General features: G+C 61.2%; 18 protein-coding genes and 1 pseudogene. 11 read left to right on the top strand and 8 right to left on the bottom strand.

The genetic code is table 11. The features are described from left to right. From JNL55_RS05725 to JNL55_RS05750, 6 genes are all read left to right on the top strand, one after another. Positions 1-1401, top strand: a 1401-nt coding sequence (locus tag JNL55_RS05725; protein WP_293850531.1) for a hypothetical protein, incomplete at its 5' end; no start/stop codon positions are given. After that, positions 1398-2264: a hypothetical protein gene (locus JNL55_RS05730; RefSeq protein ID WP_293850533.1), complete on the top strand. Its 867-nt coding sequence runs from the start codon at positions 1398-1400 to the stop codon at positions 2262-2264. The genes JNL55_RS05725 and JNL55_RS05730, both read left to right, overlap by 4 nt. Before the next feature lie 90 nt (positions 2265-2354). Beyond that, on the top strand, positions 2355-4997 hold the full coding sequence (locus JNL55_RS05735) for a hypothetical protein (protein ID WP_293850536.1): 2643 nt from the start codon (positions 2355-2357) through the stop codon (positions 4995-4997). A 25-nt stretch (positions 4998-5022) separates the two neighbouring features. Then, on the top strand, positions 5023-5859 hold the full coding sequence (locus JNL55_RS05740) for a DUF4159 domain-containing protein (protein WP_293850538.1): 837 nt from the start codon (positions 5023-5025) through the stop codon (positions 5857-5859). A gap of 29 nt (positions 5860-5888) precedes the next feature. Continuing rightward, a complete protein-coding gene (locus tag JNL55_RS05745) occupies positions 5889-6071 on the top strand; it encodes a hypothetical protein (protein WP_293850541.1) in 183 nt (60 codons plus the stop codon). Between the two features lie 18 nt (positions 6072-6089). After that, on the top strand, positions 6090-7913 hold the full coding sequence (locus tag JNL55_RS05750; RefSeq protein WP_293850544.1) for a sensor histidine kinase: 1824 nt from the start codon (positions 6090-6092) through the stop codon (positions 7911-7913). Here JNL55_RS05750 and JNL55_RS05755 read toward each other — a convergent pair. From JNL55_RS05755 to JNL55_RS05765, 3 genes are all read right to left on the bottom strand, one after another. After that, positions 7894-9132, bottom strand: coding sequence for an MFS transporter (locus JNL55_RS05755; protein WP_293850547.1), 1239 nt, complete (start codon positions 9130-9132; stop codon positions 7894-7896). The genes JNL55_RS05750 and JNL55_RS05755 overlap by 20 nt on opposite strands. A 36-nt stretch (positions 9133-9168) precedes the next feature. Further along, the gene (locus tag JNL55_RS05760) at positions 9169-9927 is read right to left on the bottom strand and encodes a 3-hydroxybutyrate dehydrogenase (protein ID WP_293850550.1); all 759 of its coding nucleotides are present in this window, start codon (positions 9925-9927) and stop codon (positions 9169-9171) included. A 73-nt stretch (positions 9928-10000) separates the two neighbouring features. Continuing rightward, on the bottom strand, positions 10001-12307 hold the full coding sequence (locus tag JNL55_RS05765) for a TonB-dependent receptor (RefSeq protein ID WP_293850553.1): 2307 nt from the start codon (positions 12305-12307) through the stop codon (positions 10001-10003). Between the two features lie 260 nt (positions 12308-12567). On the opposite strand from JNL55_RS05765, the gene JNL55_RS05770 reads away from it, so the two are divergent. Together JNL55_RS05770 and JNL55_RS05775 are read left to right on the top strand one after the other, a co-directional pair. Next, positions 12568-13212: a TetR/AcrR family transcriptional regulator gene (locus tag JNL55_RS05770; protein WP_293850556.1), complete on the top strand. Its 645-nt coding sequence runs from the start codon at positions 12568-12570 to the stop codon at positions 13210-13212. A gap of 49 nt (positions 13213-13261) precedes the next feature. Further along, a complete protein-coding gene (locus tag JNL55_RS05775; protein ID WP_293850559.1) occupies positions 13262-13918 on the top strand; it encodes a MarC family NAAT transporter in 657 nt (218 codons plus the stop codon). Between the two features lie 10 nt (positions 13919-13928). Here JNL55_RS05775 and JNL55_RS05780 read toward each other — a convergent pair whose 3' ends face one another. The 3 genes from JNL55_RS05780 to ilvB are packed head-to-tail and all read right to left on the bottom strand — an operon-like array spanning position 13929 to position 16834. Then, entirely contained in the window at positions 13929-14717 is a 789-nt protein-coding gene (locus JNL55_RS05780; protein WP_293850562.1) for an acyl-CoA thioesterase, read from the bottom strand. A 33-nt stretch (positions 14718-14750) separates the two neighbouring features. Then, positions 14751-15110, bottom strand: a complete 360-nt coding sequence (locus JNL55_RS05785; protein ID WP_293850565.1) for a tRNA-binding protein — start codon at positions 15108-15110, stop codon at positions 14751-14753. Further along, positions 15107-16834 carry a biosynthetic-type acetolactate synthase large subunit gene (gene ilvB / locus JNL55_RS05790; RefSeq protein WP_293850567.1) on the bottom strand — a complete coding sequence of 576 codons (1728 nt, stop codon included), beginning with the start codon at positions 16832-16834 and terminating at the stop codon, positions 15107-15109. Before ilvB ends, JNL55_RS05785 begins: the two co-directional genes overlap by 4 nt. 445 nt (positions 16835-17279) lie before the next feature. On the opposite strand from ilvB, the gene JNL55_RS05795 reads away from it, so the two are divergent. Continuing rightward, positions 17280-18161, top strand: coding sequence for a LysR family transcriptional regulator (locus JNL55_RS05795; protein WP_293850569.1), 882 nt, complete (start codon positions 17280-17282; stop codon positions 18159-18161). 185 nt (positions 18162-18346) lie between these two features. Further along, a complete protein-coding gene (locus tag JNL55_RS05800; protein ID WP_293850570.1) occupies positions 18347-19501 on the top strand; it encodes a response regulator in 1155 nt (384 codons plus the stop codon). Here JNL55_RS05800 and JNL55_RS05805 read toward each other — a convergent pair. After that, the gene (locus JNL55_RS05805; protein WP_293850573.1) at positions 19498-20712 is read right to left on the bottom strand and encodes a sensor domain-containing diguanylate cyclase; all 1215 of its coding nucleotides are present in this window, start codon (positions 20710-20712) and stop codon (positions 19498-19500) included. The two genes, JNL55_RS05800 and JNL55_RS05805, sit on opposite strands and share 4 nt — an antisense overlap. A 201-nt stretch (positions 20713-20913) precedes the next feature. On the opposite strand from JNL55_RS05805, the gene JNL55_RS05810 reads away from it, so the two are divergent. Next, positions 20914-21288: a hypothetical protein gene (locus JNL55_RS05810; protein ID WP_293850575.1), complete on the top strand. Its 375-nt coding sequence runs from the start codon at positions 20914-20916 to the stop codon at positions 21286-21288. A gap of 33 nt (positions 21289-21321) precedes the next feature. On the opposite strand, the pseudogene JNL55_RS05815 reads toward JNL55_RS05810, so the two are convergent. Next, positions 21322-22566, bottom strand: a pseudogene (locus JNL55_RS05815) (hypothetical protein); the annotation flags it as partial.

Consider the following 22566-nt stretch of genomic DNA (forward strand, 5'->3'; position numbering starts at 1 on the left):
GGCAATACTTATATCGCTGACGCCTCGGTGCTGCCGCTCGATACCCGATCGGTGCAAGCCATAGTGGGCAACTCGGTCACTCAACCCCAGCAGCGCGAAGTGATTCTTCGCGTCGATGACAAGGAAGTGTCCCGAAAGACCGTGACGCTGGCCGCCGCGACGGCGCAGCCTGAAATCGTTGCAGGTGAAGGTGGCAACGCGCCGAGTGCCGAGCTCTCGCCGCAAGCGGCAGCGCAGTCCGCGACCGGAGCTGCATCCTTCACCAAAGTATTGTTCAGCGATCTGAATCTGACCGCCGGCTCGCATCGGATCGAAGTGTCGTTACAGCCCGCCGATTCCTTGCCCCAAGACGATCGGTTCTACGCGATCATCGAACAGTCGGATCCAGCGGCGTTGTTGATTGCGCGAGATACTGAAGCCGACGATTCGGCCTACTTCGCAGCAGCCATTGGCTCGCTCTCCTCGCCTCGGCTCACAGTCGAGCAGCGTGCCGCGAGTTCGATGGACTCGGGCGGACTGGCCAAATACTCGCTGATCGTCGTTGCCGATCCGAGCGCGCTGTCGAATGCCGCGGCTCGGCGCATTCACGCCTACGTCTCCGCCGGTGGCGCGGTGCTGGCGACGCTGGGCGAGACTTCCACCGAAGGCAGTCCGCTGCTCGGTGACCTGAATAGCGGCGATGTCCGTAATCGCTCCGGCAAGGTCGGCGAAGTCGCCGGCAGCCATCCGGTGTTGCGCGAGGCGACCGACTGGAGTCGAGTGCGATTCTTCCGACAGCGCTCACTCCAGCTGCGCCCCGAAGACAAGACGTTGATTGCGTTGGATGACGGCACGCCACTGTTGATCGAGCGCCCGCTCGGCGCCGGCCGCATGCTGATCTTGACCGTGCCGGTGGATCGCCGCTGGAACGATCTGGCCATTCATCCGCTGTTCGTTCATTTCATCGGTGCGGCCGCCAGCTACCTGACTCATGCCGAAGCCACCACCGCCAGCGCTCTGGTTGGCTCGACAGTGACCACCGGATTGACCGCGGGCGGCGGCGGGCAGATATTCGATCCGCAGGGTCGTCGGGTACTGGGTCTGGCGCAGAGTACGACGGACCGGTTGATTCCCGATCAGGCTGGGTTTTATGAGATTCGAGGCAGCGAAGGAGCGCGCTGGCTGGCGGTAAACGTGGATGCGCGTGAGTCGGACCTCGCCACCTTACCTGCCGACTTCGTGGCTCGCTGGCAGGCGCTGCGGGTGCAGGACGCGACGCCGGCGGTTGCCTCGGCGGCCGTGCCCGAAGCTTTACCCAAGTCGCTCGGCCCCTGGTTGCTATGGCTGACGGCCATCCTGCTGTTGGCGGAAGTGCTACTGGCGAATCGCCATCTAGCGATTCGTCGCGAGGTGCCGAGATGACCTCACGTGAACGGCTCGAGAGTTACCTGTCGGCGTTGCGCCGTCGGTTGCGTGCTCATATCTATCTCCGGGCGGGCGCAGTTGCTGCCGCTGGTATCCTGTTAACTACTTGCTTGGCTGTGTGGCTATTTAGTCGCGAAGGATTCGCGCCGTCGGTTGCTATCTCGGCGCGTGTGATTTTAGTGACGTTGTTGGCGTCGGTCGCGGTGCTGCTGTTGTGGTTGCCGTTGCGTCGACTGGCTCGCGACGATGGCTCGCAAGTTTTCGAAGAACGCTTGCCCGCCGAGCATGGGCGCATTCAAACGTATCTCGATAGCAAACGCCGCGAAGCTGCCGGCACGCCGTCGCCGCTGATCGAGCTGCTCGCCGCCGACGCTGCCAACATCGCTGAACAAACACCGCCGACGGCGGTGGTCTCACCCCGTCGGCTCACGATTGCGTCGGCCATTGCCGGCGCAGCGGTTGTCGCGCTCGCGCTGTTACTGAGTGTCGGGCCTTCGTACTGGGGCTTCGGTAGTCGTCATTTATTGCTGGGTGCCGAGCTGCCGCGCGAAGCCATCACCATCAAGCGCATCGATGTGCAGCCGGGCAATGCCACTGTCCGGCGCAATAGCGACGTTGCCATCAGCGCCAACGTCGACGGTTTCCGGCCTGAGCAGACGCAGGTATTCGTGCGTTTCGCCGATCAGGAGAAATGGGAAGCGGCGCCGATGCGGGCCACTGAGCCCGGCCAGTTCGATTTCAAACTGTACGCCGTGCGCGGGCCACTGACGTATTACGTCGAAGCTGACTGCATCAAGAGCGTCGAAGACAGCTTTGGTGTCGTGGATCTGCCGCGTATCGAACGCGTTCTACTGACTTAGTCCTATCCCGATTGGACCGGCCTGAATTCGCAGACTAACGAGGAGTCGCGCGACATCCGTGCGGTCGCCGGCACCGACGTCAAAGTCGAAGTGTTCGCGGATGCGCCACTCGATGCGCCGGCACTGATCGTCGATGGCGTCAGTCAGGAGATGAGCCGGGAAGGCCCCGCCAGCGTCGGCAGCATTGCTGTGGCTGAGCCCGGTTCATACCAAATCGGCGCCCGAGTCGCGGATGAGTTCGTGGCGTTGAGCGACGAATACACCATCGAAATCGTGGCCGACGAAAAGCCGACCATCGAGATTCGCAAACCCGGTCGTGACTGGCGCGCCACCAGCATCGAAGAAGTGCCGGTCCACATCCAGGCCGAAGACGACTTCAAGTTACGCGACGTTTCGTTGCATTACTCGGTGAACGGCGGCGAGTGGAAAAAGCTGCCGGTGGACGGCAACAAGCGCCGCAGCGAAAACGAATCCATGCTGAGCATGGAAGAGCTGGGCGCCACCGCTACCGAAGCACAGCGACTCTCGCCCGGCGATCTGGTGTCGTATTACGCCGTCGCCAAGGATCGCAAACAGACCGTGCAGACCGATCTGTTCATGGTCCAAGTGCAGCCGTTCGAGCGTACCTTCAAACAAGGTCAAAGCGGTGGCGGGGGTGGCGGCGGTGGCATGGCTGACGAACAAGGCGCCATCTCCGAACGGCAACGCGAGATCTTACTGGCGACTTGGAATCTGCAACGAAGCGATGAACGCAATGCTCGTTCGCGCGAACAGTTGGAAGACAGCGCGCGCATGTTGGCGGACTTCCAGAACACTCTTTCACAGCAAGCTCGTACGCTGGCGCAAAGAACTCGAGCGCGCATGGACATCGCCGCCGATGAGCGCGTCAAAACGTTCGTCGAGAGTCTGGAGCGTGCCGCGGGCTTGATGGAGCCAGCGGCCGGGCACTTGTCCGCTTTTCGTCTGAAGGAAGCGGTGGCGCCGGAACAGCAGGCTTTGCAACAGCTGTTGCGCGCTGAAGCGGCGTTCCGTGAAGTTCAGGTCTCCATGCAACAGGAAGGCGGCGGCGAAGGCTCGCAGAACGCGCGCAACTTCAGCGAAATGTTCGAGCTGGAGATGGACGTCGAAAAAAGCCAGTACGAAAGCGAATCGCAACTGTCGCAGCAGAACAGTCAGCAGGAGTTGAGCGAGGCGATTCGTAAGCTCAAGGAACTGGCGGAGCGACAGGAGAAGCTCGCTCAGCAACAACGCACCGCGCAGGCCCAGCAGGAGCAGCGTTGGCAGCAGGAACAGCTGCGGCGTGAGGCGGAAGATTTGCGGCGTCGGCTGAATGAATTGAATCGCCAGCAGCAACAACAAGGTTCGTCGCAACAGCAGCAGGCCAGTAATTCGTCCAAGCAAGGTCAAAGTGGTTCCAGCTCCGGCGGGCGCGGCCAACAAGGCGCCAGCAGTGGTAACAGCCAGGAGCGCTCGCAAGTCGAGCAGGCGTTGAAGTCGGTCAACGAAGCGCTGGACAACATGCGGGCCGCCAATCAGTCCGGTAACGATGAAAGCGGCGCTAAGGGTTCGGACTCGGCGCGGGAAGCTGGCAAGAATCTTCGCCAGGCGTTGCGGCAGATCGATAAGCCGGAAGCGTCGCGACTGGACGAAGCGCTCGAACAGTTCGCCGATCGTAGCGGTGAGATGTTGGACGATCAGCGGCGCATCGAGAGTGAGTTGTACAAGTCGCTTTCGCAGGGCAGCGACTCGGCGTTTCGTTCCAGCGGCCGCGGTGGGTTGAGTCAGAAGAGCGTCAAGGAGTTGGTCGAGGCCAAGCAACGCATGGCCAGCGACCTGTCGACGCTTCAAGGCGATATGCGAGGGGCTGTGCATGAGCATCGAGCCAAGACGCCCAAGACGACGCAGCGGTTGAGTGAGATCGTGCGGGATATCGAAGGGTCGGATGTCATGTATCGACTCAATCGCAGCGCTGCCGAGATTTACTACGGGCGCGCCCGTGAAGCCGCGCCGAGGGAAGGATTGATTTCCGATGCGTTGGAGTCGCTCGAGCATGATCTGCGTGAAGCTGCGACGCAGGCTTCAACAGAGCGAACACAGAAGCGAGATTCAGCGACACCGGAAGATTTGCTGGCCCAAGTCGCAGAGCTGCGCCGTGCTGTTCGCAGCGCCCAACGTGATGCAGAGAATGCCGGTGGCCAGCAAGGGCAAGGTAAACAGGGTCAAGGCCAGCAAGGCGGCGACAACAGCCAAGGCCAACAGGCCAATGGCAGCAGCGGCGCGCCGGGCTCGGCGCAACGTGGTAACTCGCAAGGCCAAAGTTCTCGCGGCGGCAGCGAAGGAGCACAGAACGGCCTGTCCGCCTGGAATCCGATCCTTCCTACTCGCGGTCTCAACACGCTGGAAGACGGCCAGGGTTCGCTGGCCCGACAGACCAGCGCCATCAGCCAACGCATTCGCGATCTCACCAATCGCATGACCGGCGGCGAACTGACTCAGGCCGAGCTGGACGCTCTGCGTCGCCACGCCAATCAACTGCGACGCTTGAACGGCGATCCCATGGCCGAACAGGGCGACGCCTTGCTGAAGGTCATCGACCAAATCGAACTCACTGCTTTGAATGCCGCGGCTCGTGCACGAGGCGAAACACCAGCGCATGCAACGTTGCCCTCGCCCGACTCGCCGCGATATCGCGAAGCCGTAGCCGAGTACTACCGTCGATTGGGGAACCGCTAACCAGTGACAGTCGCAGGCGCCGATCATGAGGAGCTGGGTCGCACACTCGTTACTCACCGCCAGCGCCGTGTTCGCGACGCTGGCCGCGCTCGCCAGTTCTAATCTAATCACCGGCGACGGCGGGCGCTCGTCGGCGCCAGCCGATCTATCGCGCCTCAACATGGTCCGCGCCATCTACGACAGCGAAGGTGGCATGGGCGAGGCCTATTACGCTTATGACGGCCGCGTGTGGGCGCGTTGGGAAACCGACTTTCCCGAAGGCGACGACAACTTCAGTCATCGGCTCGGTAACTTGACCCGCATCAGCGTCACGCCCCGAGCCGCCAGCCGTCTGTTGACCGCGCCCGATCTCGGCGACTTTCCGATGCTGTACATGTCCGACCCGGGCTACATGGTCATCACCGAGGACGAGCGCCGGGCGTTCGAAAACTATCTGTCGCGCGGCGGCTTCGTCTGGGTCGATGACTTCTGGGGCGATGCCGAGTGGCAGCAGTTCGCCAACGTGATGCGTACGGTGCTGCCGAATCGAGAATGGCGAGTGCTCACGCCCGACCATCCCATCTTCCACACCGTCTTCGATCTGCATGAAATGCCGCAAATTCCGGCGCTGCCGTTCGCCAGCCCAGGGGGTAGCACCGCCGAATCGCCGGGTGCCCACAAGTTTCCGGCTGGCTCGCTCGACACGCCGCAAATGCGTGCCTGGCTGGATGACGATGGCCGTATCATGGTGCTCGCCACCCACAACACCGATGTCGGCGACGGCTGGGAACGCGAGGCCTACGGAGACTGGTACTTCGAGACTTTTTCCACGCGCTCCTACATGGTCGGTGTCAACGTGGTGATCTATGCAATGACCCACTGAGCACTCAACAGTGAGCGCCGACCGCGACCATGTCCAATGTCATCAATCTAAAAAAAGCCAAGCAACGGCGCGCCGAGGGCAAAACGCTGTGCACCTCGGGATTTCATAAGTGGCAGCTGCTGGCCGGCCGTCGCTTCGACGTCAAACAAGGCCGTCTGGTGAGCACCGAACGTTGCCAACGTTGCGGTGAGGAGCGCATCAAGCTCACCTGAGCAGGCATACTACGGCGGATGGCAGCCGAGGCAGACAAAATCACCGCTGAGATCGAGACCACTCGCCCGCGTTGGGGGCTGGTGTATGCGTGGCTGGCCGGGTTGATCGTGTATGGCATCGCCATCTATGTGGCCAACAATGCCGTGCAGATGTGGATCAACGACATCGCCTGGACGGTGGCTGCTGCAGCTGCGGCTTACTTTTGCTTTCACACTTCACGACAGGTCGAGCCGGAGCGACGCCGGGCCTGGCGCACCATTGCCATCGCCTGCGCCAGTTGGCTGGTGGGCCAATTGCATTGGAACTATGTGCACCTGATCGTCGGCGTGGTACAGCCGTTTCCGAGTCTGAACCAGATCTTCTATGCCGGCTTTGCGGTGTTGATCGTGGTCGGCGTGATGCAATTGCCCGAGGCCCGTAACCGCGAACGATTTACTCTGAAGCATGCCGGCAATCTCGGGTTGGTGACTTGCTGCTTGGCAGTTACGGTGGTGCTCGGCATGTTGGAGCCGGCGCTGCAAAATCCCAGCGTCACGCCGCTGTTCTTGTGGGTCGGCGTGGCCCATACGGTGCTGGTCGCCGGAACCTTTCTGGCCACGTTGAGTGCGTTGTGGACGTTCCGTTGGGGCTCGTCGTGGGCGCCCATGTTGTTGCTGGTGGTCGCGACCTGCATTTATGCCATTTCCAACTTCACCTATGCGCACGCGCTGCTGACCGAAAGCTATTTGCCGGATGACGTGGTCAACGTCAGCTGGCTGCTGATGTTCGGGCTGGTGGCCGCCGCGGCTTACGAACAAGCGTGGCTGAGCAAGCGCGAACACGGCGACATCACGCTGAAGATGCAGGCTCGCGAGCGTTGGCTGGAAGCGGTGATGCCGGCGTTGTTGATCGTCATCATGGTTGCCGTCGCGCTCAGCAGCAGTGCGACCTTCACGCCTCGCGTGATTTGGCTGTCGGCCACGTTGTTCATTCTGTTCGCCATCATCCTCGGGGCGCGTGAAGCCTGGCTGCAGAAAGAGTCGCAGCAGCTGACCTATCAGCTGATCACTACCAATCAACAACTACAGGATGCGAATGGCGAGTTGCGTCATAGCGAAGCGCGCTATCGCGACCTGACCACGGCTTTGGAACAGCGCGTCGGCGAGCGCACCACCGAACTCAAGCGCGCTTACGACGAGCTCGAAGGCTTCTCCTACGCAGTGGCTCATGATTTGAAGGCGCCGCTGCGGGCCATCAACGGCTTTGCGCATCTGTTCGAACAGGAAATGCAGGGCCAGTTGACCGAGCGTGCTCGTGAGCATCTGGCGCGGATTCGCAATGGCTCGGTGAAAATGGCCACGTTGATCGACGATCTGCTGTCGTACTCGCACATCGATCGGCGAGGCATGCAGGCGAGCGTGGTGAGCGTACCTTCGCTGGTCGATCAGGTGCTGAGTCCGTATCAGGACGAGATTCAACGCCGCGGCATCGTCATGACGGTGGTGGTCGAGCCGATGACGGTGCGGGTCGATGCCAGCGGTTTGGCGTTGGCGTTGCGTAACTTGGTCGAGAACGCGTTGAAGTACACGCGTGATACACCGACGCCGCGCATCGCGGTGGTCTGTCGTCGCAAGGACGCCGGCGTGTTACTGGCCGTCACCGACAATGGCATCGGTTTCGAGATGCAGTATCACGATCACATCTTCAAGCTATTCCAGCGCCTGCATCGGGACGATCAATATCCCGGCACCGGCATCGGGTTGGCGCTGGTGCGCAAGGCCATCGAACGACTCGGCGGGCGCGTGTTCGCCCACAGCAAACTCGGTGAAGGCTCGACCTTTACTATCGAGTTGCCCGGCTAGGCGCTCGCTGCCACACGGCTGCGATGCGGGCCGGCACTGGTTTGTTATCTAGCATGCGGACGACGATCAGTGTGCCGAGCAGCGCCAGGATCGTTCCGATCGTGAAGGTTGGCATATACCCGACTTTGTCCGCGACGAATGCGCCTGACAGATTGCCGATCGGGCCCATCAACACCACCAGGCTGGCGAACAAGGTGTAGTCGGTGCCGGCGTGCTCCGGATCCGAGGCGTCCATCATCAAGGTGAACAGTGCGACGGTGGCCATCGTGCCGATGATGCCTTCGAAAATGGTTGCGACCCACAGCAGCGAGATGCCGCCCATTCCCAACGCCGCGACGATGTAGAGCGTGTACGACGCAGCCTGTGCGATGCCGCTGGTCAGGATGGCCGTGCGACGGCCCGCACTGAAGGCTAGCCAGCCACCGAGAACTGCGCCGAATAAACTGGTGGCGGAACCGACGGTGCCTTTCAGCAGCGCGATGCCTTCCTTGTCCATGCCTTGGTCGAATAGAAACGGACCCAGGAGTGTGGCGACCATTTGATCGCCGAAGCGATACAGCACGATGACCAGGGCGAAGCGCAGGATGCCCGGCGACAGCAGACGCCGGAACCAGCCGATGAGCAGATACCAGCCTTGGAATTTTGGATCGGTCGATTCGGCGGGTGGGTCTTGCAGCGCCAATGCCGGCAGCAGGGTCAGTGTCAGCAGGCCGGCCATGCAGAGGAATGTCACTTCCCAATTGGTGCGAGAGAAGATCAGCAGCAGTGCGCCACCGCCTAGGATCATGCCGAAGCGATACGCGCCTACTTGGATTGCATTCGCCAGGCCCCGCTCTTTGGCGTCGAGCATGCGGACGGCCAGACCGTCGGTGATGACGTCCTGCGAGGCGGCTATCGTGCTGAAGATGAATCCGGCGATGAACAGCGGAGTCAGACCTTCACTAGGATTCGCCTGAGTTAGTGCCAGCGCCGCGCAGATCGATGCCAGCTGCAGGCCGATCAGCCAGCGTCGTCGTGTGCCGGTGTGGTCCAGGTACGAGGCCCAGAGGAATTTGAGCAGCCAGGGTGCAGTGAGTGCGAGGCTACTCAGCGCCCCGGTGGTCAGCGAATGCCCCGCCTCACGCAGCAGGATGGGCAAGGCCAGCGAGAAAAAGCCCAGAGGCAGGCCCTGTGCGGTGTACAGGGCGATCAGCAGAGTGATCTTGTAGCTGCGAGACATCGGCGCATTCTATCGGCGCCGATGGACTGCTGGCAGTTATTGAGCGGTCCAGCCGCCGTCCAGCACCAGAGTCTGAGCGGTGATGTTACGGGCGGCGGGGCTGAGCAGGAACTCGACGCTGCCGACCAGTTCTTCGGTAGTGATGAACTGCCGCTTGGGCATGGGTTTGAGCATGATCTCATCGACCACTTGCTGTTCCGTCATGTGATGCGTCTTGGCGAGCGAGGCGATCTGCGCTTCCACCAAAGGCGTCTTCACATAGCCAGGACACACCGTGTTGATGGTGATGTCGGCATCGTGAGTCTCCAACGCAATCGTCTTGCTGAACCCGATCAGACCATGCTTGGCCGCGACATACGCACTCTTGAACGGCGACGCGATCAACGCATGAATCGACCCGATGTTCACGATGCGCCCGAAGTTACGACGGCGCATGGACGGCATCGCAGCTCGCGTCAACAAAGCCGTACCCGTCAGCATCACAGCAATCAACAACTGCCATTTCTCCGGCGGGAACTCTTCCAACGGCGAAACGAATTGCAAGCCGGCGTTGTTGATCAACACGTCCGGCGTCTCCGCTCCCAGAGAAGCAAACGCTGCATCGATTTGCTTCGCATCCGACAGATCGAACGCCAACGTTCGTACCTGGGGAAACTGCTTTGCCAGCGCAGCCAGCGCATCCTGCTGCAAGTCACAAGCAATGACCGAATGGCCAGCGGCCGCGAAGTGTTCGGTCAGTGCCAGGCCAATGCCGCTGGCGGCGCCGGTAATCAGGATGCGATGTTTGGAAGCCATGGCCAAGTAAAGCAGCTTTGCAGGTGTCGTGACTTTGCCGTTAGGGCGCGTCACGACACCTGCAGCGATCGCATCAGTACCTATAGGTCGCTGTCACTGCGAAAGTCCGCGGCGGGCCGTAGAACCCGATCTGGCTGAAGCCACCAGTCGCGCCGGTGGCGCCGAAGTCGTAGCCGGCGACTCGATACTCTTCATCCAGAATGTTTTTACCTTCGACCGCGAACCGCCAGTTCTTGTTGGCCGTGGTGTAGGCCACACCCAGATCGACGATGTCATAGGCATCCTGATCGGTGATGCTGGCGGTGGTATTGGCGATCTTGGTCGCGCTGCGATACTGGTAGCCGGCATGCAAACTCATGTCGCCGGTACCGGCCGACCATTCATAAGTCGCGCCCAGGAACGTGGTCCAGTCAGGCGAATTGATGGGCTGGTTGAAACCGCTCAAATCCACGCGACAGCCGGACGCCGGCGGCGTGCACCCCGTGAAGAACTCCTTGAACTCCGCATCCAAGTAACCGACGTTGGCCACCAGCGTGAGCGCCGACAACGGTCGCCACACGGTTTCCAACTCCACACCTTGGTTCACTTGCTTGCCGGCGTTGAGCACGGCGGTGGCATTGGTAGGACTGCCAGCGACCACGACAAACTCTTGCGTGGTGATCTGGATGTCCTTGTACGGTGTATAGAAGGCGGTGAGATTCAGCTGCAAGGTGTCGTCGAACCAAGCCGACTTCATACCGACTTCGAAATTGTCCGCGGTCTCGGCGTCATAGCCGTTGGAAGTGTTTGGATTGGCGAGCTGGTTGCCGCGCATGTCGAAGCCGCCGCTCTTGAAGCCTTCGGCGTAGCTGAAATACAGCATCAAATCGTCCTTGAGCTTGAAGTCCATGCCCAAGCGCGGCGACACGTTCGAGAAGCTGCGGTCATTGGTGTAGTTGCTTTGCACGGCACGCAGAGTGAAGCCGGCCGGGACATTGCGCTCATCGAACAACGTCGAGCCCGGTGCCAGCACGCCCAGATACTGAGCAACGAATACTCGCGCATCCTTGTCATCCTGGTTCCAGCGCGCGCCGACGTTCAAGTTCAAGCGATCGGTGAGCGCCCAGGTGGTGTCGAAATAAACAGCGACGCTGTCAGTGTCGACGCTGCCCTTGGTCAGCGAGGTCAGGCCGAGCGAGCCGAGCGACGCGTCGAACGCACCTTCGGCATTACCGGTGAAGTAATAAACACCGGCCACCCCTTTGACCAAATCGCTGGTGTACGTGAGCTGCACTTCGCCGCTGGTTTGTTCGTCGCTGTAACGCGCCGGCACTTGGAACAGGTTGGCGTTCAGTTCGTCGAAGTCGATGAACTGTCGACCCTCGCCTTCGCGATACGCGCCGACGATCTTCAAATCCAGCGAATCGGTGAGCGATTGAGTGTAGGTGGCGGCGACGCCTTTGTTGATGAAGCGGTCGCGATCCACCGGCATGTCGGTGCGCTGATCCCAACGATCGTTCAAGCGCGGATAGGTACCCGCGGCCGATCCAGCAGCGATGGTGAGATCGTTCAGGCGCTGTCCGCCGGCGGCGTTGGAATTGTCCTGCACGGTATCGGCGAGGATGCGCAGGCGAGAGCTGTCGCCCCACACGAAGGTCGCATTGGCGCGTGCCGCGAGCACGTCCTTATCTGAAACATCCTGACCGACGCGGTTGAATGCACGAGCCCGGCCGTCATCGACGATTTCGCCGTAGCCGTCACGTCGCAAGTACGCTACCGCGGCGCCCAGGAAAATATGTTCGTCGACCACCGGGATCGAGCCGCCGACTTTGATTTCGCGCTGATTGAAGCTGCCGCCGGTGGCAGAAACATTGAGCGTCGGGCTGTCGGTGGCGATATCGCGGGTGACGTATTTAATGGCGCCGGCGATGGTGTTCTTGCCGTACAGCGTGCCTTGCGGACCGCGCAGCACTTCGATGCGTTCCACGTCATAAACATCCAGCAGCGCGCCTTGCGGGCGGGCGATGTAAACGTCGTCGATATAAATACCGACGCCGGGTTCGAAGCCCCACAGCGGATCGTTCTGGCCGACGCCGCGGATATACGCGTTGATGGTGCTGCTGGTGGCGCGACCGGCGTTGATCTTGATGTTGGGCGCGAAGGCAGTCATGTCCTCGAGCGTGCGGACGTTTTGAGTCTGCAACTGATCGGCGGTCAATGCCGAGATCGCGACCGGTACGTCCTGCAAGCTCTCTTCGCGACGCCGGGCGGTGACCGTCACGCTTTCGATGCTGGCGGATTCCTCGTTACTGGCTTGAGCAGCGGCCGGCATTGGCAACTGCGTGGCGAGAATGGCGGCAATCGACAGGCGCAATGCGCCGCAAGAAGCATAGGCACTCATGCTGTTCCCCCTAACTAGCCCGTGTGACTTGGGCCTGAAAAATTTATTCATCAGTTGATGATTAATGGCCAGATTGCCTACCCGCGCGGCCGGTGTCAATTATTCAGCAAATGATGAATACTTGCCGTACGCACCGTCATGGAGCAAACACCCGCTAACCGGGTATGCTGCTACGGTTTTCACCTATGACAAAAACTATGAGCACCAAGCGCCGCAAGGTTCGTCGGGGACGGCCGTTAAAAAACGACACCGCGCCCGATATGCGGGAGCGGATCCTCGACGCAGCGGAAGATCATTTTTCACGCCATGGCTTCTGGGGCGTGACGGTGCGTGAAGTGGCGCAGGAAGCGAAGGTCGACACCGCGCTTTTGCATTATTACTTCAAGACCAAGCGTGGCCTGTTCGATGCGGTGTTCGAGCGTCGCGCCGAGATCATCAACAAGGATCGCAGCGATGCGATCGACGCCTATGTGCGTGAGGCCGGCAACGACGTCACCGTGGAAGGTGTGATCAATGCGTTCTTGCAGCCCATCCTGCAACGGGCCGCGACCGGCGATCAGCGCTGGCACAACTACTTTGCCTTGATCGCCCAGGTGAACAACACGCCTGCCTGGGGCGGCGAGACCATGGGCCGTGCCTTCGACAACGTGATTCATCACTTGATCGATGCGCTTCGCAAGGCCATGCCGGGGGTGAGCGAACAGGAGCTGTACTGGAGCTATCACTTCCTCTCGGGCGCGTTGACATTGACCTTGTCGCAGACCGGCCGTATCGACCGGCTGTCCGAAGGACTGTGCAAGTCCAGCGACTTCCAAGCCATCGGCGAGCGCATGGCGCCGTTCATTGCCAGCGGCTTCGAGCGTCTGTGCAAACCGCAGGTGATCAAACGCAAAAAGGCCACGTGAAGCGCCGCGGATTGGGGTACAAAGTCGCTCCCGTCACTTGGGTCGCCGCATGAATTGGTTTGCCGAAGGCATCACATACGTCTTGAGCACGATTGGCGCGCTGTTGCCCATCGTCAATCCATTGTCGGCCGTGGGCATGGTGGTCACCATCACCGCCAACCTGAGCGAGCATGAGCGCACCGAGCAGATCCGGCGTGCCTGTATCTACATGTTTTTCATTCTCGCCTCGTTCCTGGTGGCGGGCGGCCTGATCATGAACTTCTTTGGTATTTCCATTCCCGGCCTGCGCATCGCCGGCGGCATGATCGTGAGCTACTTGGGCTTTCGCATGCTGTTCCCCGAGACCGCGGCCATGTCGCGGCAGGAACAGATGGAAGCGGCCTCCAAGCCCGATGTGTCGTTCACGCCGCTCGCCATGCCCGGCTTGAGCGGCCCGGGTTCGATCGCCGTGGTGATCGGTATGTCGGCCTCGGCTCAGCAGAGCGAGCACATCGTGGTCGGCCACATTCTGATCGCGCTCGGAATCGCGGTGGTCGGCGTGATCTCTTACATCACACTGCGTGCAGCGACCAAGCTGTCGAAGGTGTTGGGTGTCGCCGGCATGAACGCCATGGCGCGCATCATGGGCTTCCTGTTGGTCTGCATCGGCGTGCAGTTCATCATCAACGGCATTCTGGATGTGACCAAGCTGGTGCGGGTGTCCTGACCCGCAGCTGCTAGCCGAAGATCGCGAACAGCTGGCGCGACAGCGCCACGGGCCGGCCGTTCGGATCGTGCAGTAGCCCGGTTTGATTCACGTAGCCGCTGGTTGCCGCATCGATGTCGCTATCGATGCGCCACCAGGCGTCCGGTGCGAACTCCAAATCGTGTTCGAAAAACTCCAGCATCCACACCAGTGAGCTGCCGGGCGCAGGCGCTTTGTACATGGACAGCGCCGGCGTAGGGATGCAATCCACCAACCCGACGATGGCCGACTCGGTCAGCGGCGCGGGATCGCGATGGCGAATGAACACCTTGGTCGGCGAGTGCGTGCTGGTAAACGGCTTCGCGCCCATGGCGTAGCGCAAGGCGAAGTGCTGCACGAACGCGGGAAAGCGGTCGGGCGAATAACGAATCTCGTTGATGTCCTCGACCTTTCTCGGCGGCTCGACGGCTGCTGGTTTGACGAGCACCGCTGACTCGCGGTCCATGCCATAGACGCCGACTTGCAGGGCCACGACCTGGTCGCCATCCAATACTTCACATTGAGCCAAGGTCACGGCTCGGCCCACTCGCAACACTCGTGCACGCAAGCGCCAAATGCCGGCGCCGGCTGGGCCAACGAACGTGGTTTGTAACGAACGTAGCGGCCGGTCGCGTGGCACCAGCTTGCGCATGGCTTCGTTGCCCACCGCGGCTACCAGTCCGCCGAAAGTGGCGCGACCCTGTAGCCAATTGTCGGTCACCGTGGCTTGGAAATCGTCGCCGACCTGATCGATCGAACTCAAAATCTCGGAAAACTGCATCGTCTCGAGCTCTGTCCGCGCCAGAGGCGCACATTACAGCAGCTTTGCTCCATTCGGCACGCGCCGTTCCGGGCGTACCAGCACCACGCGGCCTTCCTCATCGTGGAATCCGGTGACCAATACCTCGGAGCGGAACGGGCCGATTTTTTTAGGCGGAAAGTTCACCACTGCCATCACTTGCTGGCCCACCAGATCTTCCTTGCCGTACAGCGCGACGATCTGCGCACTGGAAACGCGTTCGCCGATCTGCGGGCCGAAATCGATGCGCAGTTTCCAGGCCGGCTTGCGCGCCTCGGGGAACTCCATCACTTCCAGGATGGTGCCGGCGCGCAGTTCTACTTTCTCGAAGTCGGCCCAGGCGATGGGCGGTGCCAGGGGAGCGGGCTCGGTCATATCGATTCCTCTGCAAGTTCGCGTGCGTGGTCGAGCGCCTCGGTATTGGCGGCACCCGGCGCCACCATGGGCAGCACGTGTTGAGTGGCGGCAATCGGCACTCGAATCAACACCGGGCCTTTCGCACTGAGTGCGCGCGAAAGTGCGGCATGCGGATCGGACTCCTCGCCCAGATCGAACGACGGGATACCGAAAGCTTGCGCGATGGCGACGAAGCAGCTGGGTTGCGAATACAGCGACGCCACGAAGCGCTGCTGATAAAACAATTCCTGCTGCTGCCTGACCAACCCGAGCGCGGCATTATCGAGCAGCACGATTTTCACATTCAAATCGAGCTCGGCCAGCGTGGCCAGTTCCTGCACATTCATCAGCAGGCTGCCGTCGCCTGTGAAGCACAGCGTGGTTGCTTCGGGTTCGGCCAGCGCGGCGCCGATGGCGGCCGGCAAACCGAAACCCATCGTGCCCAGACCGCCCGACGTGAGCCAGCGATCCGGCCGTGCGAACGGGAAGCGTTGTGCCACCCACATTTGATGCTGACCGACGTCGGTGGTCACAATCGCGTCATCGGGTGCGAGGGCGCCCACGGCCTGCACGATGCCGTAAGGCGAACACACCTGGTGAATACCGGGGGTCTGCAAAGGATGGCCATGCTTCAGCTGATTCACTCGCGACAGCCAGAGCGAGCGCTGAGTGGCAGGCACGCGCTTGAGCAACTCACGCGTCGCAACGCCAGCGTCGGCGCAGATCGACACGTCGGCCGCTTTGATCTTGCCGAACTCACGCGGGTCGATGTCGATGTGCACGATCCGGGCGTGCGGCGCGAACTTCTTGGGGTCGCCGGTGGCGCGATCGTCGAAGCGCGCGCCGATGGCGATCAACAAGTCACATTCGTCGATGATGAGGTTGGTGTATCGGGCGCCATGCATTCCGAGCATGCCGATGTCGAGCGCATGTCCGGCCGGCAGCGCGCCCAGCGCCATCAAAGTCGTCGTCACCGGCATGCCAGCGCGTTCAGCCAGCTCGCGAATCGCTTGGTGCGCGCGAGCTTTGACGATGCCGCCGCCAACATAGAGCACAGGCCGTTGAGCAGCGTGAATCATCTGAGCGGCCAGCTCGAAGTGCTGACTGGTATCGAGCATGGAAATCGACGCGTGCGTGTGCTTCGGCGTTGGGCTGTGTGGCTCGTCATCAGCGAGCTGCAGCTGAACGTCCTTGGGCACGTCGATCAGCACCGGCCCCGGGCGTCCGCCTTCAGCGACGCGAAATGCTTCCGGAATCACGTGCCACAGCTCGCGGGCGCTGCGCACGAAGAAGGTGGCCTTGGTGATTGGCTTCACCATGTCGACGGTGGGCACTTCTTGAAACGCGTCGGTGCCGATCAAGGCCTGCGGCACTTGGCCGGCGATACACACCAGGGGAATGGAATCGAGCTTGGCATCGGCCAACGCGGTCACCACGTTGGTGACACCGGGGCCGGACGTTGCGAAACACACACCGGCTTTGCCCGTGATACGCGCCATGCCTTGAGCGATGAAGCCTGCAGCTTGTTCATGCCGCGCCAGGATGTGGCGAATCGCGGTAGAGCGACCCAGCGCTGCATAAAGTGGCAGCAGTGCACCGCCAGGAATACCGGCGACGAGGTCCACGCCCTGGCGTTCCAGCAGGTGGATGATGAGGTCGGCACCGTTACGTTTCGGTGCAGCGGCCGGTTGTAGCGCGATCATGTGGGCTCCTGTTTTTGGAACCCCCTACGCAAACCGGCGCTATAAACGAAAAACCCCCGCCGGCTTTGCGCCGACGGGGGTTGTGAATTCGTAATTTAATTGTTCCCCTACGGCGCGTAACTGATGGCTACGACCGGTACTACGACGTTGATCAGGTTAGTGATCACGGCGATGGGGGAGGAAGAATGGGACACGTGCGGGTTAGTCACTTGAATCGAGTGTCTGCACTATAGCTAGCCTGTGCATAACATGACAAGTGCGCGCACCTGCTTTAAGCGATCTCGCGTGCAGTCGGGGGTCGCCGTTGCTTACCGGTTTGTTCGATGAACGCCGGGTCCATCGCACTCGGCACTGCCAGCAACTTCACATCTTGACCGAGGATCGACCACGCAATCCTGCCCGACCCGGTTTGCACTCGTGACTGCTGACGGCGAAAATCCCACCCATGCAAATTGAGCGTAACGAAGTCCGTTGTTTTCACGCCGTAGTCGAGGCGGGCGGCTTCAGTCGCGCTGCCGAGCGATTGAACTTATCCCAGTCGGCCGTGAGTCAGGCCATCGCCAATCTGGAGCATCGCCTGGGCGCGGTGCTGTTACGGCGAGGTAATCCACCGCAACTGACCGAAGCCGGCATCCGGCTGCTGCGTTACGCAGAAACGGTGCTGAACGAAGAACGCGAGACGCTGGCCGACATTGCGCAGATCAAGAGCGGCGCGTTGTCGACGTTGTCGTTGGCCATGTCGCCGGCCACCAATGCGCGTTTCGGAATCGCATTGTTGAAAGAGTTCTCCGAGCGCAATCCGCTGACCCGTTTCAAAGTCACCGTCGCGCCCAGCCGCGAGATCGTGCATGGCGTCTCCGACGGTCGCTGGGAGGTGGGCTTCGGGCCGCTCCAGCACACCATGCCGGATTACTTTACGGTCTACTCCTGTTTCGCCGAGACGCGTCGTTTGATGATTGCGCGCGAGCATCCCAGCCGCGAAGCGGTGAAGCGCGATCCTCAAGCGGCGTTACGCACCCTGCCCTTGGTGACTTCCTATCTGGATGAAGCCACGCGGCGTACCAGCGGCGATCGGCTGCGCAATGCCTTCGCCTCAGTGTGGGAAGTCAGTCATATGGAACTGCGCCTGGCGCTGGTGGCCGAGGGCAAGGCGGTGACTTATGTCTCTAATCTGGTGACGGAATTACCGCCCGAGCTGGAACAGATCGAAGGCCTGCCGTTCTCCAGTATCGAACGTCAGGTGGGTGTCTATCACCTTCGTCATCAGCCATTGTCGCAAGCCGGGGCGCGGTTTCTGGCCCTGTGCCGCGAACGTTGGAATATCTGAATTCGGGTCTCGTTAAGGCCCTGCCGGCATCGCCGGTCCCGTCGCTTACTCCATTCTCCTAAGCATTTGGCCAGAGACTTGCTCAAGGCGCCCGATGCATCGGCTGTGATAGGTTGCGAGCGGGGCAAACGAAGCAATGCGCGTCCGGCGTAGACGCGATCAGCAAACCATTTCAGCGGGGCGTTATGTTTGGGTTGACGCAGTGGTGGCACAAGCGCCGCCGGCCTGCGAGCCGTAACGATTTGAATGCGGATGCCGGGGTGTTGCAGCTGCAAGCAATCAACAAGCGATTGCAGCTGTATCTGGACCGGGCACCGCTCGCGTGCATCGTTTGGGACACGCACCATGTGGTGCGCGCGTGGAATCCAGCGGCTGCGGCCACTTTCGGTTTTACCGAAGCGGAAGCTATTGGCCGGCACATTCATGAGCTGGTCGCTACGCCGTCCAGCATGCCCACCATCGATGAGATTTGTCCCCGTCTGCTGGCGGGCATCGAGTATCCCGACGGCGTAGTGCTCGAGACTCGACGCAAGGACGGTAGCCAGATGCAATGTCATTGGCATCTGGCGCTGGTGGATCGCGGCACCGTCGATGAAGGCGTGATCGCATTCGCCGGCGACGTGACCGCACGACTGCAAGCTGACCGGGATCGTGAGCTGCTGGAAAAGAGCCGTGCGCTCGCTGCCATGGCTGGCGGGATCGCACACGACTTCAACAACATCCTGTTGGCGATCTGTGGCAATGCCCGGCTCGCAGCGGATGACCTCCCGGCCGATCATCCGGCGCAGCTGTCGCTCGCCGAAGTGCAGCGGGCCAGCGCCCGTGCGGCCGGCATCATCAATCAAATCCTGGCGTTCAGCGGCAATGAAGAAGAAAGCTCGAAAGACGTTGTGTTATTCCAGGACGCGGCTGCAACCGGCCGCCCGTCCGCGGCGCAAGTGTTGCGTGGTCAAGGCCAGAGCGTTCTCTACCTCGATGACGAGGAATCGCTTGTATATCTCGTGACCCGAGTGCTGCAGCGGTTGGGTTATCGCGTGGCCGGCTTCACCGATGCGCATGAGGCGCTGGCCGCGTTCCGCTCGAATCCAGCAGCGTATGAAGCAGTGGTCACGGATTTGTCGATGCCGAGCATGTCGGGCATCGAGTTTGCGTCGCAGGTGCTGAGCTTGCGGCCGGAAGTGCCGGTGGTGATGACGTCCGGCTACGTGCGAGCCAAGGATCGAGAGTCGGTGATGAAAACCGGCGTACGAGATTTGTTACTGAAGCCGAATACGGTCGAAGAGCTGGGCGACGTGTTACATCGCCTGATGCGGGAAACCAAGACGCAGCGGGCCGGCTAAGCCGCCACCACTGGATCGAAAATAACAAAGCGATTTCGGCCCGCCGACTTGGCCTTATACAAGGCCTCATCCGCCTGCTTATACAGCGCTTCGAACGTTGCTCCCGCACCCGCGGCCACGCAAATTCCGATGGACACGCCGAAGTGCGAACGACCCGAACTGCTGTCGTGCGCATACACCTTGCCGATGATGCGTCGGGCGATTTCGGTGGCGGCGTCCAGGTCGCAGCCGGCGGCGAAGATCAGGAACTCATCGCCCCCCATACGGGCGCAAATATCTCTTTCACGCACGCTGTGCCGAATGGTCTCGGCTACTTTGACGATGAACTCATCGCCGGCCGAGTGGCCGTAAACATCGTTGATGCCTTTCAGATCGTCGATGTCGACCAGGATGGCGGCGTAACTGGACGCTCGCGTGTCCAGCGCTTCGCGTGAAAATCTCAGCGCGCCGCGACGATTCAGCAACTGCGTCAGTTCGTCGCGAATCGAAATCCGATACTGCTCATCGATGCGATCCTGCACGTGATACTGATAGCGCGCGACCACGTAACCGATCAGCAGCGCGATCAATATCGCGCCGGCCACCGAGCCGTAAAAGATGGCGCGAAAGCTGGATTCCAAGGCCAGGTAATACTTGATGTCGAAGTCGACGCCGACGAAGCCGCTGTAGCGACCCTGGCTGTCGTAGATGGGCGTGTGGCCCGACAGGAAGGTGCCGTAGACGTCGCGCTGGAAGGAGGGATAGACATAAGTCCGGCCGGCCGCGATGCGTTGTAAATAATCCGGATCGGGCTCGACGTCGATGCTTTCGTACGGCTCCATATAAGCCGACGGGCGCAGCTTGCGCGTGGTCTTCAGTTTGTTGGAGGCAGCGGTGTCGACGACGAAATAGCTTTTCCCGCCGCGTTCCACCATCGTGTAGACATAAAAGATTTCGGGGTCCGCGGAATGGAAGCGCACCAACGGCGCGACCGTGCGTTCATACAATTCGGGTGTGTAATTCGCCGGATCCAGCAGCTGCCGGTGCAGATCGCCATCGACCACACTCGCCGCGATCTGCGCAATCTCGGCCACATGTAAGCGCAGAACTTCCAACCGCGCTTGCCTGGACAGCCATTGTGGAACGGCCACGACGATCAACAGCACAATCAGCGCCGCCAGCGTCACCAGCCAAAAAATCCGTGGCGAAATTTTACGATAGTCGCGAAACATCGGTTCTTATTCGAGCACTCACACCGCCGCTGTCGCTTTCCGCGGCTATTGTTGCATACCAGGCGTGACCGCAGGGCAAAACGCCCCGCCACCGCCGCGGATCGTCAGGAATCGTTAACGGGCCTGACGCGCCCTTGCTCTGCTTCGGGCTGGCCGCCCACAATTCACTAAGGATCTTAAGTAATCACTCAGGGACTCGAAATGAACAGCCTGCGCAGAATGCTCCTCGCCGCCTCCGCCTTCGTCATGCTCAGCACCTCCGCCTTGGCGGCCGACGCCAACGTAGCCGGCGAGTGGGAGCTGACCGTCGAAAGTCAGATGGGCACCAGCAATCCGCATTTCAGCTTGCAGCAGGACGGTAACAAGATCAGCGGCACGTACAAGGGCATGCTTGGCGAAACGCCGGTGAGTGGCACTGTGACCGGCAATGAAATCGCCATCAATTTCCAGGTGAATGCGCGGGGCATGGACCTGGCCGTTTCCTACAACGGCACCGTCGATGGCGCCACGATGAAAGGCACCGTGAAGCTGGGCGATCTGGGCGAAGGGCAGTTCACCGGCAAGAAGGCCGGCTGAGTGAAAGCGCTCGGGTGGTGAGCGCAGGCCTGGCTAGTCCAGGCCTTTCCAACAATGCATTTGCGCCAATTCGATGGCGCTACGACGGCGCAGGCGCCAATGGCGCTCGCGCTGTTCGCGTTCGCGGCGTAATTCCGGCCAACGCTCAAGATAGGCCGACAACACTTTGCGATCCGGCGAATAACGCGCGAAGGCCTCGGCATGCGCTGAACGCAGAGCGATGGCGCCGTTGTAACCACCGAACCCTTGCGTGGGGCACAGCGCGCCGCCATCGAGATTGCCGGCCACTGGCGCCGCCTGCAGTTGGAACGATTCTGCGACCGTGCCCAGATCCGGATCCAGCTGGCGCAACGTCGGCACGCCAACGGCTTGTTGGCCGAGCAGGAACTGCAGTGCCTGCGACACGGCTTTCAAACCGGTCTCGCCCATGGTGTGGCCGTCGCCCACCGCTTTCGGTGTGCCCACGGCGACTTTGGGCAAAGCGCCTTTGATGCCTTGGCGCTCCGCTGCTATGGCGCGCGCGCTCGCGGCGGTCGTGAGATCGGTCTTGGAATTGGTCCGAGTCCCGGTGGCATGGGCCACCAGATATTGGAAGTCCGACACGCGATAGCCGTGGCCGCGATACGCCAGCTCCAGCGCGTGAATCAGTGCGTTCTCGCCGCCGAACCCGACGCCCGCGAAATGCGCTTTGCCGCCGGCCTCGCCGCTCTGGCCCCAGCCCACGATGATGGATGTGATATCCAGGAAGTTACGCAGCGCGAAGTCGAGCGTCGTGATCATCAGGCCCGAACCGCCCTCGCCCACCACCGTGCCATTGGCATCGATGTCGAACGGCGCCAGGCTGTCGGCGATGCCGCGCTGTTGCGCAGGGCTGCGACCCGCGTTGAGGGTTTCCAGTTTGCCCCGGGTCATCAGCGCGCCCGGACCGAAGGCATCGAGGATCTGCCAGTGCGGGCGAGTGGCCGCATCCGCCGCGGTCCACAGCGTCAGCTGTGGGCGCTGATAGCCGGGATAGTCCAACACCATCTGTGGCGCGAATTCGCAGAACACGATGGAGCTCGACGCGCAGGCACCGACCGCGTTCAGCGGAGTCTGTGGCACGCGCATGTAACCGCTAGCTGAACGTAACGAGTCCAGCAGCTCGGGATGTTTGAGCGACTTACTCAGCGAGTACGACGGCGCGAGCATCGTGGACAGCAGTGCCGGGCCGTGCGACGACAATGAATTCGCCAGGCGCATCGCGAACTTGTCGCGCAGCTTGTCGTTGTCCGGCGTAAC

The sequence above is a fragment of the Steroidobacter sp. genome (assembly GCF_016790065.1).
In the GTDB taxonomy this organism is placed as follows: domain Bacteria; phylum Pseudomonadota; class Gammaproteobacteria; order Steroidobacterales; family Steroidobacteraceae; genus Steroidobacter.

Bases quoted from the DNA above. Each gene is read 5' to 3' on its own strand.
- JNL55_RS05775 (WP_293850559.1), top strand. From the start codon at position 13,262: ATGAATTGGTTTGCCGAAGGCATCACATACGTCTTGAGCACGATTGGC.
- JNL55_RS05755 (WP_293850547.1), bottom strand. From the start codon at position 9,132: ATGTCTCGCAGCTACAAGATCACTCTGCTGATCGCCCTGTACACCGCA.
- JNL55_RS05740 (WP_293850538.1), top strand. From the start codon at position 5,023: ATGAGGAGCTGGGTCGCACACTCGTTACTCACCGCCAGCGCCGTGTTC.
- JNL55_RS05795 (WP_293850569.1), top strand. From the start codon at position 17,280: ATGCAAATTGAGCGTAACGAAGTCCGTTGTTTTCACGCCGTAGTCGAG.
- ilvB (WP_293850567.1), bottom strand. From the start codon at position 16,834: ATGATCGCGCTACAACCGGCCGCTGCACCGAAACGTAACGGTGCCGAC.
- JNL55_RS05800 (WP_293850570.1), top strand. From the start codon at position 18,347: ATGTTTGGGTTGACGCAGTGGTGGCACAAGCGCCGCCGGCCTGCGAGC.
- JNL55_RS05745 (WP_293850541.1), top strand. From the start codon at position 5,889: ATGTCCAATGTCATCAATCTAAAAAAAGCCAAGCAACGGCGCGCCGAG.
- JNL55_RS05750 (WP_293850544.1), top strand. From the start codon at position 6,090: ATGGCAGCCGAGGCAGACAAAATCACCGCTGAGATCGAGACCACTCGC.
- JNL55_RS05765 (WP_293850553.1), bottom strand. From the start codon at position 12,307: ATGAGTGCCTATGCTTCTTGCGGCGCATTGCGCCTGTCGATTGCCGCC.
- JNL55_RS05730 (WP_293850533.1), top strand. From the start codon at position 1,398: ATGACCTCACGTGAACGGCTCGAGAGTTACCTGTCGGCGTTGCGCCGT.
- JNL55_RS05760 (WP_293850550.1), bottom strand. From the start codon at position 9,927: ATGGCTTCCAAACATCGCATCCTGATTACCGGCGCCGCCAGCGGCATT.
- JNL55_RS05805 (WP_293850573.1), bottom strand. From the start codon at position 20,712: ATGTTTCGCGACTATCGTAAAATTTCGCCACGGATTTTTTGGCTGGTG.
- JNL55_RS05810 (WP_293850575.1), top strand. From the start codon at position 20,914: ATGAACAGCCTGCGCAGAATGCTCCTCGCCGCCTCCGCCTTCGTCATG.
- JNL55_RS05770 (WP_293850556.1), top strand. From the start codon at position 12,568: ATGCGGGAGCGGATCCTCGACGCAGCGGAAGATCATTTTTCACGCCAT.
- JNL55_RS05785 (WP_293850565.1), bottom strand. From the start codon at position 15,110: ATGACCGAGCCCGCTCCCCTGGCACCGCCCATCGCCTGGGCCGACTTC.
- JNL55_RS05780 (WP_293850562.1), bottom strand. From the start codon at position 14,717: ATGCAGTTTTCCGAGATTTTGAGTTCGATCGATCAGGTCGGCGACGAT.